Annotated in this window: 10 protein-coding genes; 8 read left to right on the top strand and 2 right to left on the bottom strand. The window is 59.4% G+C overall.

Annotated elements, in window-relative coordinates:
- Nucleotides 1–187 precede the first annotated feature (187 nt).
- The 6 genes from HBO41_RS24165 (at nt 188) to HBO41_RS24140 (ending at nt 7481) form a co-directional block, all read left to right on the top strand.
- Nucleotides 188–883 carry a FadR/GntR family transcriptional regulator gene (locus HBO41_RS24165; RefSeq protein ID WP_169988007.1) on the top strand — a complete coding sequence of 232 codons (696 nt, stop codon included), beginning with the start codon at nt 188–190 and terminating at the stop codon, nt 881–883.
- A gap of 120 nt (nt 884–1003) precedes the next feature.
- Nucleotides 1004–1333: a thioredoxin TrxA gene (trxA, locus tag HBO41_RS24160; RefSeq protein ID WP_003213989.1), complete on the top strand. Its 330-nt coding sequence runs from the start codon at nt 1004–1006 to the stop codon at nt 1331–1333.
- A gap of 235 nt (nt 1334–1568) precedes the next feature.
- The gene (rho, locus tag HBO41_RS24155; protein ID WP_003176825.1) at nt 1569–2828 is read left to right on the top strand and encodes a transcription termination factor Rho; all 1260 of its coding nucleotides are present in this window, start codon (nt 1569–1571) and stop codon (nt 2826–2828) included.
- A 155-nt stretch (nt 2829–2983) separates the two neighbouring features.
- Nucleotides 2984–4987: an acyltransferase family protein gene (locus HBO41_RS24150; protein ID WP_169988005.1), complete on the top strand. Its 2004-nt coding sequence runs from the start codon at nt 2984–2986 to the stop codon at nt 4985–4987.
- A gap of 59 nt (nt 4988–5046) precedes the next feature.
- On the top strand, nt 5047–6513 hold the full coding sequence (ubiD, locus tag HBO41_RS24145; protein WP_017135254.1) for a 4-hydroxy-3-polyprenylbenzoate decarboxylase: 1467 nt from the start codon (nt 5047–5049) through the stop codon (nt 6511–6513).
- Nucleotides 6513–7481 carry a CDP-6-deoxy-delta-3,4-glucoseen reductase gene (locus HBO41_RS24140; RefSeq protein WP_169988003.1) on the top strand — a complete coding sequence of 323 codons (969 nt, stop codon included), beginning with the start codon at nt 6513–6515 and terminating at the stop codon, nt 7479–7481. The genes ubiD and HBO41_RS24140 overlap by 1 nt, the downstream gene beginning before the upstream one ends.
- Before the next feature lie 62 nt (nt 7482–7543).
- On the opposite strand, the gene HBO41_RS24135 is transcribed toward HBO41_RS24140, so the two are convergent.
- A complete protein-coding gene (locus HBO41_RS24135; RefSeq protein ID WP_017135256.1) occupies nt 7544–8020 on the bottom strand; it encodes a hypothetical protein in 477 nt (158 codons plus the stop codon).
- Between the two features lie 301 nt (nt 8021–8321).
- Between HBO41_RS24135 and HBO41_RS24130 the strand changes: the two genes are divergently transcribed.
- Entirely contained in the window at nt 8322–10703 is a 2382-nt protein-coding gene (locus HBO41_RS24130; RefSeq protein ID WP_169988001.1) for a TonB-dependent siderophore receptor, read from the top strand.
- A gap of 26 nt (nt 10704–10729) precedes the next feature.
- On the top strand, nt 10730–11383 hold the full coding sequence (locus HBO41_RS24125; protein ID WP_017135258.1) for a gamma-glutamylcyclotransferase: 654 nt from the start codon (nt 10730–10732) through the stop codon (nt 11381–11383).
- Here HBO41_RS24125 and glpT read toward each other — a convergent pair.
- A complete protein-coding gene (gene glpT / locus HBO41_RS24120; protein WP_017135259.1) occupies nt 11380–12717 on the bottom strand; it encodes a glycerol-3-phosphate transporter in 1338 nt (445 codons plus the stop codon). The genes HBO41_RS24125 and glpT overlap by 4 nt on opposite strands.
- Nucleotides 12718–12899: the final 182 nt, after the last annotated feature.

Here is a 12899-nt window from a genome sequence, read left to right as displayed (position 1 = left end):
GCCAATGGCCTGGAACGCTGGTATTTGTTGAGTTCTGGTGGTCTTACTGGTCTGAACAGTGAGCGAGTTTTTCGCACCTTTTTCGAGCGCCGATAAAACCTCGCGAGCCCCTTTGGGGCGCGGCTTGCCGCCGGCTGCGAATAGCTTTACAACTAGCCGCTCCGTTGACTGCAACCTTGAGTTTTCTATGAATTCCATCGCCCAAGCCGTACCGGAAGCGGCCCTGCAGGCCATCCGCAAACTGATCAAGGAACAGGGCTTTGCAGCGGGTGACGCGTTGCCGTCCCAGCGCGACCTGGCGGTACAGTTGGGCGTGAGTCGGGCATCGTTGCGCGAGGCGTTGTCGTCTTTAAGTGCATTGGGCGTGGTGAGTGTGCAGCCGGGTAAAGGCGTGTTTGTGCAAGAGGTGCAAGAAACGCCGGGGTTCGCCTGGCCCTTCGCTGCCCAGGCCACGCCCCTGGATATCTTCCAGTTGCGCTACGCCCTGGAAGGGTTCGCCGCGGGGTTGGCGGCAGTGACGTTGACTCTCGATGAACTGGACAGCCTGCAAGACAATGTCGAGGCCATGCGCAAAGTGCTCAAGGCTGGCGACTTCGAAGCCGCTGCCCGGCTGGACTTCGAGTTCCATCAGCGGATCCTGCTGGCCAGCGGTAACCAGGCGATGGTGAGCATCCTGAGTGCCAGTGCCGAGGTGTTCCTGGAGAGCCAGAAGCTACCGTTCATCCGACCGGAACGGGCCATGGAGACTTGGCAAGAGCACCGCAAGATCCTGCGTGCCCTGGCCAGGCGCGCCAGTGCTGCGGCGCAGAAAACCATGCAGGAACACGTGCGCAATGCGGCATTGCGCACGGGCATCGCCTTCGTGACTCCCGTGACGCCGTGAGTGGGCTATACCCAAACTCATGCGACGCCATAGCAAGACTCAATCAGAGGCGGCTTCCTGAACGGGGGAAGGGCGGCTATGATGGGCCACGTTTTTTTTGCTTACAATCCGGAGACATCCATGAGCAACGATCTTATCAAGCACGTCACCGACGCGACCTTTGAGGCCGAAGTACTCAAGGCTCAAGGCCCGGTACTGGTTGACTACTGGGCTGAATGGTGTGGCCCTTGCAAAATGATCGCCCCTGTTCTGGACGACATTGCGACCACTTACGAAGGCAAGCTGACCATTGCCAAGCTGAACATCGACGACAATCAGGAAACCCCGGCCAAACACGGCGTGCGTGGTATCCCGACCCTGATGCTGTTCAAGAACGGCAACGTCGAAGCCACTAAAGTGGGCGCGCTGTCGAAGTCCCAGCTGCAAGCTTTCCTCGACGCGAACATCTAAGCGTCGTCAAAAAAGCCCCGCAAAATAGCGGGGCTTTTTCGTGAAACAGGGCTAGACGCTCCGAAATTCAGGTGGTACATTCGGCCCCGCACTGGTTTCTCCACTGCCCCCTGCAAGCCGTCGCCGACGCATTCCTTTTCGATTAGTACGCGATCCTGTCGCCTTCTCTGCGGCGCGGCCTCATTAAGCCAAAAGCTTAATTTCCCCCCTCCATAAATGATTACGTCATTCCTATATGAATCTGACTGAACTCAAGCAAAAGCCGATTACCGACCTGCTCCAATTGGCCGAAGAAATGGGCATAGAAAATATGGCCCGTTCGCGCAAGCAGGACGTGATTTTCTCCCTGCTCAAAAAGCACGCGAAAAGCGGCGAGGAAATCTCCGGTGATGGCGTGCTGGAGATTCTCCAGGACGGCTTCGGCTTCCTCCGCTCTGCAGACGCTTCCTATCTCGCCGGCCCAGACGATATCTACGTCTCGCCGAGCCAGATCCGTCGCTTCAACTTGCGCACCGGTGACACCATCGTCGGCAAGATCCGTCCTCCGAAGGAAGGCGAGCGTTATTTCGCCCTGCTCAAGGTCGACACGATCAACTTCGATCGTCCTGAGAACGCGAAGAACAAGATTCTCTTCGAGAACCTGACGCCGCTGTTCCCGACCGTGCGCATGAAGATGGAAGCCGGTAACGGTTCCACCGAAGACTTGACCGGTCGTGTCATCGACCTGTGCGCCCCGATCGGCAAAGGCCAGCGCGGCCTGATCGTCGCACCGCCGAAAGCCGGTAAGACCATCATGCTGCAGAACATTGCAGCGAACATCGCGCGTAACAACCCGGAAGTTCACCTGATCGTATTGCTGATCGATGAGCGCCCGGAAGAAGTAACCGAAATGCAGCGCACCGTGCGCGGCGAAGTGGTTGCCTCGACGTTCGATGAGCCGCCAACCCGCCACGTGCAGGTTGCCGAAATGGTGATCGAGAAGGCCAAGCGCCTGGTCGAACACAAGAAGGACGTGGTGATCCTGCTCGACTCCATCACCCGTCTGGCGCGTGCCTACAACACCGTGATCCCAAGCTCCGGCAAGGTACTCACCGGTGGTGTCGATGCCCACGCCCTGGAGAAACCAAAGCGTTTCTTCGGTGCTGCGCGCAACATCGAAGAAGGCGGCTCGCTGACCATTATCGCCACCGCGCTGGTTGAAACCGGCTCGAAGATGGATGAAGTGATCTACGAAGAGTTTAAAGGTACCGGTAACATGGAACTGCCTTTGGACCGTCGTATCGCTGAAAAGCGTGTGTTCCCTGCGATCAACATCAACCGCTCCGGCACCCGCCGTGAAGAGTTGCTGACCGCCGACGACGAACTGCAGCGCATGTGGATCCTGCGCAAGCTGCTGCACCCGATGGACGAAGTAGCCGCCATCGAGTTCCTCATCGACAAGCTGAAAACCACCAAGACCAACGACGAGTTCTTCCTGTCTATGAAGCGTAAGTAATACTACGGTTCAGGTCTGAGAAAATGGTGCCCTTGAAGGGTGCCATTTTTTTTGCGCCAAACAGGGAGGTTTGTGTGCCGAGAGTGTCAGTAAAGAAACAAAAATGGCGAGTACGCCTACGCTCTCTTCAATTTGTATCAGGCTGATTACGATTTATGACCGCTCTTGCTTACCGAAGAGACATTGATGGCCTGCGCGCCATTGCTGTCCTGGCTGTGGTTTTGTTCCATTTTGGGGTTCCCGGCGTTACTGGCGGTTTCGTCGGCGTTGATGTGTTCTTCGTGATTTCAGGTTTCCTGATTACCTCGATCATCTGGCGCGAGCGTGAAGCGGGGCGTTTCAGCTTCGTCGATTTCTGGGCGCGACGGGCACGGCGTATCCTGCCGGCTTTGCTGGTCATGATGTTTACGTCATTGGTGGCTGGTTGGTTCTTAATGGCGCCCAAAGACTATTCGGAATTGGGACGCTCGATACACAACCAAGTGGTGTTCATCTCCAATCTGTTCTTCATGCGCCAGGACGGCTATTTCGACACGGCCTCCGACATGAAGCCGATGTTGCACACCTGGTCGCTGTCGGTTGAAGAGCAGTTCTACATTGCCTTCCCACTCTTGCTGGCGCTGTTGTCGAGCTGGCTGAAGCAGTGGCGCAGCGCCTTGTTTGTGTTGCTGCTGGTGTCGTTTGCGGCGAGCGTGTGGGCGGTGGCCAATGAGCCGGACAAAGCCTTCTTCCTGCTGCCCATGCGTGCCTGGGAATTGTTGGCCGGGTCCATGCTGGCTGTGATGCCAGTGCGGGCACGGCGGGCAAGTCCCCTGTTGGCGCAAGCTGTGAGTCTGTTCAGCCTGGGCCTGATTCTGGTGGCGGTATTGGGCTACAACGCCAACACCGCGTTCCCTGGGGCGGCGGCTTTGTTGCCTGTATTGGGTGTGGTGGGGTTGATTTGGGCTAACGGCCAACACCCAACCTGGGTAGGGCGCTTGCTGGGCAGTCGCGTGCTGGTGGGCATCGGGCTGATTTCCTATTCGTGGTACCTGTGGCACTGGCCGGTGCTGGTGTTTGGCAAGTACGCGAGTATTTTTGGCCTGCCCTCCTGGGCGCTGGCGGGTCTGTTCGTCTTGAGCCTGGTGCTGGGTTATGTGTCCTGGCGGTTCGTCGAGGGGCCGTTTCGTGAGCGGCGCCTGCTGGCGGGTCGTCGGTCGATTCTGATCGCGGGCGTGGTCGGGCTCGCCGGGCTGGGTCTGATCGGCAAAGGCCTGGTGTGGTCGGATGGGTTTGCATCGCGGCTGTCGCCCCAGGCGTTGCAGTTCGCCCAAGCGTATACCTGGAGCCCCACGCTGATTAAGTGCCTGTCGGATGACAAGAAAGACCCGAACCGCAAACTTTGCCATTTTGGCCCGCAGGCGAGTGCTGCCCGCGCATTGGTCTGGGGCGACAGCCATGCCTCGGCACTCATCCCGGCGTTGAACGACGGCTCGCGCAAGTACGACTTCGGCATCACTCAGGCCGGTTACGCCGGGTGCCTGCCGTTCGACCGCAAAGAAAACACCCCAGGCTGCCGAGCGTTCAACGAGCGTGTCACCCAGTTGTTGAGCAAGGAACAGTTCAGTGATGTGGTGTTGGTAGCCCGCTGGAGCCTTTACGTTTATGGCCAGCGCTCCGGCGACACCGGCGCTTCCCTTCATGACCCGCAAACGGGCAAGTACGACCGCGCCGTCGCTGAACGGCTGTTTGCCGAGGGTGTGAGTGCGCTGGTGCAGCAACTGCGTGCCAGCGGGCACAGGGTGTGGCTGGTCAAGGAGGTACCGCTGCAGGCTTTCAACGTGCCTTACCGGCTCAGCCGCCTGGCGATGCTGGGACGCCCGACCGACCGCGAAGGCTTGCCCCTGGCCGAGCACGTCGAGCGCCAGGCCTATATCAGCAGCGTTTTTGAGCGCATCGCCGCGGCAGACCCCGGTGTGCAACTCATGGACCCCGCGCCCAAGCTGTGCGAGACGAATGGCTGGTGCCGGGTCGAGCGCGATGGCCAGTCGCTGTATACCGATGACAACCACCTCTCGGCCGTAGGCACGCGTTATGTGGAAGGGTTCCTTGAGCCCTTCTTCCACACCATGCGTAATGAGTCCGTTGAGTCGGGTGTGAGTCGCAATGACGTGCAATAAGCTGCCAGCGCTCTTAAGAGCAGGTAGGATGTACGCCTATTTTACGGGTGGCATGGTTAATGAAATTCAAGGATCTTCGGGATTTCGTGCAGCAACTTGAGCAGCGCGGAGAGTTGAAACGTATCCAGGTGCCGGTTTCCCCGGTGCTGGAAATGACTGAGATTTGCGACCGTACCTTGCGCAACAAGGGCCCGGCGCTGCTGTTCGAAAACCCGACCGGCTTTGATATTCCGGTGCTCGGCAACCTGTTCGGCACGCCCGACCGTGTTGCGTTTGGCATGGGCGCCGAGTCGGTCAGCGAGCTGCGCGAGATCGGCAAGTTGCTGGCCTTCCTCAAGGAGCCCGAGCCACCCAAGGGCCTCAAGGACGCCTGGTCGAAGCTGCCGATCTTTCGCAAGATCATTGCCATGGCGCCCAAAGTGGTCAAGGACGCGGTGTGCCAGGAAGTGGTCATCGAAGGCGATGACGTCGACCTGGCCATGCTGCCGGTGCAGACCTGCTGGCCGGGCGATGTCGGCCCGCTGATCACCTGGGGCCTGACCGTCACCAAAGGCCCGAACAAGGATCGCCAGAACCTGGGGATCTACCGTCAGCAAGTGATCGGCCGCAACAAGGTGATCATGCGCTGGCTGAGCCACCGTGGCGGCGCGCTGGACTTCCGTGAGTGGTGCGAAAAGCACCCAGGCAAGCCGTTCCCCGTGTCCGTGGCCCTGGGCGCCGACCCGGCGACCATCCTCGGCGCCGTGACGCCGGTGCCTGACAGCCTGTCCGAATATGCCTTCGCCGGCCTGCTGCGCGGCAACCGCACCGAGCTGGTGAAGTGCCGTGGCAATGACCTGCAAGTGCCGGCCACCGCCGAAATCATCCTCGAAGGCGTGATTCATCCGGGCGAAATGGCCGATGAAGGCCCTTACGGTGACCACACCGGTTACTACAACGAAGTCGACAGCTTCCCGGTGTTCACCGTCGAGCGCATCACCCACCGCATCAAACCGATCTACCACAGCACCTACACCGGCCGTCCGCCGGATGAGCCGGCCATCCTTGGTGTGGCGCTCAACGAAGTGTTCGTGCCGATCCTGCAAAAGCAGTTCCCGGAAATTACCGACTTCTACCTGCCGCCCGAGGGCTGCTCGTACCGCATGGCCATCGTGACCATGAAGAAGTCGTACCCAGGCCATGCCAAGCGGGTAATGCTCGGTGTGTGGTCGTTTTTGCGACAGTTCATGTACACCAAGTTCGTTATCGTCACTGACGACGACATCAATGCCCGGGACTGGAACGACGTGATCTGGGCCATCACCACGCGCATGGACCCCAAGCGCGACACGGTGATGATCGATAACACGCCGATCGACTACCTCGACTTTGCTTCGCCGGTATCGGGCCTGGGCTCGAAGATGGGCCTTGATGCCACCCACAAATGGCCGGGTGAGACCACCCGCGAGTGGGGTCGGGTGATCGTCAAGGATGACGCTGTGACCGCACGTGTTGATGCGATCTGGAAAGAATTGGGAATAGATTGATGCGTGTAACCCTGCAACCTTCCGGCGCCGTACTGGAGCTGGTCCCTGGTGAGCGAATCCTTGAAGGCGCGCGTCGCCTGGGCTACGAATGCCCACAGGCGTGTCGCAATGGCGTGTGCCATGTGTGCGCCGCGCTGCTGGTGGAAGGCCGGGTGCAGCAAGCCGGTGAGGTGCGCGACCATGGTGAGTTCTACACCTGCATCGCCGAGCCGTTGGAAGATTGCATTGTGTTGTGGGATGGCGTGCTGGCGCCGGGAGAGTTGCCGTTGCGCAAGTTGTCGTGCCAATTGAGTGAGTGCGTGGACGTCGGTGGCGATGTATGGCGCGTGCGCTTGCGTGCGCCGGCCGGGAAGGCGGTGCGTTACCACGCCGGGCAATACCTGATGATCGAGCGTGACAACGGCGATAAATCGGCGTTTTCCATGGCCTCGGCGCCCCATGCCGGGCGCGAGCTGGAACTGCATGTGTTGGTTCGCGAGGACAGTGCGCGCAATTTGATCGAGCAGTTGCAGCGTAACCAGATGGCCCGTGTTGAACTGCCGTTTGGTGATACTCACTTGGCCGAACTGCCGGACGGGCCGTTGGTGTTGATCGCTGCCGGCACCGGCATGGCGCAGATGCACAGCCTGATCGAACATTGCCGCGCCTCGGGCTTCAAGCACCCTGTGCACCTGTATTGGGGCGTGCGCCGCCCGGAAGACTTCTACGAAATCGAACACTGGGAGCAATGGCAGCAACTGCCCAACCTGTTCCTGCACAAAGTGGTCAGCGACCTGTGCGGTTGGGAAGGGCGCTGCGGGCTGCTGCATGAGGCCGTGTGTGAAGACATCAGCGACCTCAAGGCCGTGCACGTTTACGCCAGTGGTTCACCGGCGATGATCTACGGCACGCTGGACGCATTGGTCGACGCCGGCATGGATGCACACCAGATGCGCGCCGATGTGTTTGCCTACGCGCCACGCCCTTGAAGCCTTGAGCTGAACCAGTGTGGGAGCTGGCAAGCCAGCTCCCACATGGGTAGGCGGCGTTCCTAGAAACGCACGCCTGCCGTCAGCATCGCCGCATTGAACCCCAGTAACACCAACTCACTGGCCACCGGGCCGAAGTGAACCCCCACAGACGGAATGATCGCCGGTGCAACGCCATAACGGTTGAGCGGGATTTTGTCGCGGTACTTACCGCGATAGCCCTGTAGCGCGCCCGCGGTCACCTTCATATAAAACGGTGAGTCGCCAATATCGTAACGCTTGCCGGCGTAGACGTAATACGAGCGCTGGCTGAACGAGTTGCGAAACGTCGCCCCGCCATACACCAACCCCGACGCCTCGTTACGTTCCAGGTTGATCAAGTCCTGATTGTTGTTGTGCTTTGGGTCCGGCGAAAAATGCTTGGTGTAGACACTGGTCTGGGCGTACCAGAAACCTTTGTCGTCATTGGCGGCGGCCTCGGAAGCCAGAGCAGTGGTGGTTTGCAGCAAAAGCAGCAGACCGGAAAAAAGGTATTTCATGGTTCGACCTCGATAGTCGTTTGAAGAAGCGGCTAATGTGGGTCGCTAAACATCTGCAGTTTGGCGGCTTATGTTGGGCATGACCTGAACCAGCGCTGAAAACACGGCCGCCTATGCTTATGCAATTAAGGTATTTTAGATGTAGGAATAATCTCATTAAGCTATAAGGCAACGGACTACCGCCTTATCGTCAATAACCAGTAACTGACCGCTACCGCCCGCCAGCCGGACCGATCGTGTGAACTCAGAGCATTGAAGCTTTGATTTTTTGATTGCCGGGCTTGAATGGCAGGGGAGCGGTATGGGGAGTTACAAGAAACATGCGTACACAGCTATTTTGTCGGCCAATTTGCTGACTGCTGTGGGATTCAATCCGGTCTGGGCGGACGCAACAGCCGCCGATGCACCAAAACTCGACACCGTGATCGTCACCGGCACCCGTGCCCAAGAGCGCACCGCCAGTGCTTCGTTGTCGCCCATCGATGTCATTTCCGGTGACACATTGCGCAGCACCGGCTCCGATGAGCTGGGCGCGGTGTTGGCGCGTCTGATTCCTTCCATCAACTTCCCGCGCCCCAGTCTGGTGGACGGTGCCGAACTGGTACGCCCGGCGCAGTTGCGCGGTTTGTCGCCGGATCAGGTGTTAGTGCTGGTCAACGGTAAACGCCGCCACACCAGTGCTTTCGTCAACCTGGGCGGGGCCGTGGGGCGCGGTTCGGCGCCAGCGGATTTGAATGCGATCCCGCTGTCGGCGGTCGACCATATCGAAGTGCTGCGCGACGGCGCGTCGGCGCGCTATGGCTCGGACGCGATTGCCGGGGTGATCAACGTGATCCTCAAGCACGACGACCACGGCGGCTCTGTCTCGACCAAATTTGGCGAGTACAAGAAGGGTGACGGCATCCAGCGCAACGTCAGCGGCAACACCGGGTTTGCCTTGGGCGAAAACGGCTTTATCAACGTTTCGGGCGAAGGCACCGACAACGACTACACCAACCGCGCCGGTGACGATTTCCGCCCTGGCAGCGTGGGTTCCACCACCTATGGTCAGCGCGTGTTTCGTCAGGGCGAGCCGGCCACCAATGAAGGCAAATTCCAGTTCAACTCCGAATATTCCTTCAACGATGCAGCCGAGTTCTACACCTTCGGCGGTTACAGCAAGCGTCGTGGCGAAACGGCGGCGTTCTATCGGGCGAGCAACGCGTCCAACAACATCCCGGCGCTCAACCCCAATGGCTACCTGCCTTTGATCAAGGGCAATCTTGAAGACACGTCCTTGGTGGTCGGCCTGCGCGGCTTGCTGGCCTACGATTGGCATTACGACCTGTCGGCCAACTATGGCAAGAACCAGTACGAACTGGGCACCGAAACCATCAACACCTCACTCGGCCAGGCCACTCCGCGCAAATTTAACAACGGTACCTTGAGCAACGATCAGCGCCAGGTCAGCCTGGACCTGTCCCGTGAGTTCGACGTGGGCTTTTTGCCGTACCCGGTGTCGTTGGCTTTTGGCGGCGAATACCTGCGCCAGGGTTATCAAATTGAAGCGGGCGAGCCGGCGTCCTACTATCAGACCGGCAGTTCGGGCCTGGGTGGGTTCCGTGATGCCGACGCCGGTAGTACCTCGCGGCACAACTGGGCTCAGTACCTGGACCTGGAAACCAACTTCACCGAAAAACTCAGCGCCTCGGCCGCCGTGCGTCATGAGGACTACAGCGACTTCGGCTCCAACGTCAGCGGCTCGCTGTCGGCGCGTTATGACTTCACCCCGCACGTCGCCTTGCGTGGCAGCATTTCCAATGGTTTCCGTGCGCCATCCCTGGCCCAGCAGAACTTTGCCTACACCTCGTCACAGCTGATCGGCAACACCATCCAGGAAGCTGGCACCTTCCCGGCCAACAGCCAGGTCGCCCGCCTGTTGGGCGCCGAAGACCTGAAGGCCGAGAAGTCGCGCAATTACAGTCTTGGCCTGGTGCTGGAGCCGGCCGATGACCTGACGGTGACGCTCGATGTGTACCGCATCGACATCCGCGACCGCATCAGCTTGTCATCCAACCTCAATCTCAACCCGGCGACTATCGCCTACCTGCAAGCCAATGGCGTCGGCAACATCAACTACACCAGCGCCCGCTACTTCACCAACGCCACCGACACCAGCACCGACGGTGTCGACCTGGTGGCCAACTATCGTTACCCGTTCGATAACGGCATCCGCTGGAACAGCACCGTGGGCTACAACTACAACCACACCAAAGTCACCGACGTGAAGCCCAACCCGGCGATTCTGGACAGCCTGGGCGCCAACCTGGTGCGGGTAGACCGCCGTGAGCGCATTGGTTTGCTGGGCGATACCACGCCGCAGCACAAGCTCAGCCTGGGCAACGACTTCACCTACGGTCGTTGGGCGCTGCACAGCAACCTGGTGCGCTATGGGGAATTCACCAGCTACCAGGCCGACAAGGTCAACGACCAGACCTTCAAGGCCGCCTGGGTGCTGGACCTGTCGGCAGACTATAAGTTGAAGAACTGGACCTTCACGTTGGGCGGCGACAACATCACCGATAAATACCCGGAGAAGGTCAATGCCTACGCCAGCAGCGGCGGCAACCTCGCCTACAGCACTTTTTCGCCGTACGGTTACAGCGGCGCGTTTTATTACGGTAAAGTTGCTTACAACTGGTAACACGCAGGGGACCTAAGCGATCCGCCATGACCGTTATTGAAACCGATCTGTTGCAATTGGCTTACCCTCCGCGGCTCGATCTGGGGCCGCAATTGACTCACGAGCAATTAATGAGTTCGATGCAGGCCACCATGGCCAGGCATAAGGGCGGGCCGGTCTGGCTATTCGCTTATGGTTCGCTGATCTGGCGTCCCGAATGCTCGTCGACCCAGCGCATGCGCGCACGGGTTCACGGTTATCACCGGGGTTTGTACCTGTGGTCACATGAGCATCGAGGCACGCCGGAGTCGCCGGGGTTGGTGTTCGGCCTGGATCGCGGCGGTTCTTGCAGCGGGTTTGCCTACCGCTTGCCGGAAGACCAGCTTGAGGCCTCGCTTTATGCCTTGTGGCAGCGCGAGATGCCTTACCCGTCGTACCGACCGCACTGGCTCAGCTGCCGCCTGGAAGATGGCAGCCAAGTGCAGGCGCTGGGGTTTGTGTTGGAGCGGCACTTGCCCAGCTATGCTGGCAACCTGCCCGATATCGTGCTTAACCACGTGTTGGAAAGCGCTTGCGGGCGTTACGGCACCACTCGCGATTATGTCGAGCAGACCGTGAACGCCCTGCGTAGCCACGCCATGCCAGATAAAAACCTGGAGGCGCGGCTCAAGCGTTGTGCCAAAGACTGCGGCGGGAATTAACGCGCCGCGCTGACGCTGTTGGTGTGCCACAGCGTCGGGATCAGGAACGCGATCGCCAACAGGCATGCGCCCACCAGCAACACAAACCCACCGTCCCAGCCGAAATGGTCCACGGTGTAGCCCATGGCTGCACTCGCTGCCACCGAACCACCCAGGTAGCCGAACAAGCCCGTGAAACCAGCAGCGGTGCCCGCGGCTTTCTTCGGCGCCAGTTCCAGCGCCTGCAGGCCGATCAGCATCACCGGGCCGTAGATCAGGAAGCCGATGGAGAACAGCGCAATCATGTCGACCATTGGGTTGCCTGGCGGGTTGAGCCAGTAAACCAGGGTCGCCACGGTGACCAACGCCATGAACACGATGCCGGTCAGGCCACGGTTGCCACGGAAGATCTTGTCCGACATCCAGCCGCACAGCAGCGTGCCTGGAATGCCCGCCCACTCGTAGAAGAAGTACGCCCACGAGGTTTTATCCACGTCGAAGTGCTTGGCTTCTTTGAGGTAGGTCGGTGCCCAGTCCAGTACGCCGTAGCGCAGCAGGTAGACGAACACGTTGGCGAAGGCGATGTACCACAGCATTTTGTTGCGCAGCACGTACTTGACGAAGATTTCCTTGGCGCTGAACTCGTCTTCGTGGCTGGCGTTGTAGCCTTCCGGGTAGTCGTTCTTGTACTGCTCGATGGGCGGCAGGCCGACCGATTGCGGGGTGTCGCGCATGGTGATGAAGGCAAATGCCGCCACGGCCAATGCCACGGTCGCCGGCACATAGAACGCTGCGTGCCAGTCGTTGAACCACGCCATACCCAGCAGGAACAGCGGGCCGATCAGGCCGCCGCCGACGTTATGCGCCACGTTCCACACCGACACCACGCCGCCGCGTTCTTTCTGCGACCACCAGTGCACCATGGTGCGCCCACTCGGCGGCCAGCCCATGCCCTGGGCCCAGCCGTTGATGAACAGCAAAATGAACATCATGGTTACGCTGGACGTCGCCCAAGGTGCGAAACCGAAAATGAACATCACCCCGGCCGATATCAACAGGCCAAAGGGCAGGAAGTAGCGTGGGTTGGAGCGGTCGGACACCAGGCCCATCAAGAACTTGGACAAGCCGTAGGCAATCGCGATGGCTGACATTGCCAGGCCCAGCTCGCCACGGGTGTAACCCTCGTCGATCAGGTACGGCATGGCCAGCGAGAAGTTTTTGCGCAGCAGGTAGTAGCCCGCGTAACCGAAGAAAATACCGGCGAAGATCTGCCAGCGCAGCCGTCGATAGGTACTGTCTATTTTTTCTTCAGGCAGGGGCGCCTGGTGTGCGGCAGGACGAAAGAAAGCAAACATTCAAGAGCTCCAAATTTCTTGTTTTGACTGCGGATGCGAATGTTACAGTTTCGTTACCGAAAATAGCATCGCCTCTTATCTGCAAACACAGGAAATTGGAGCGATTGCATGTTCTCTTACGAACATGTCGCTAATAGATAAGTGTGGGTCGGTATCAGGTCTTAAGACCTAAAGAGATCAAC

The sequence above is a fragment of the Pseudomonas sp. WS 5146 genome (genome assembly GCF_012985495.1).
Lineage (GTDB): Bacteria > Pseudomonadota > Gammaproteobacteria > Pseudomonadales > Pseudomonadaceae > Aquipseudomonas > Aquipseudomonas edaphica.
The sequence above is the reverse complement of the archived record's forward strand: the minus strand, read 5'-3'. Positions and strand labels throughout refer to the sequence as shown.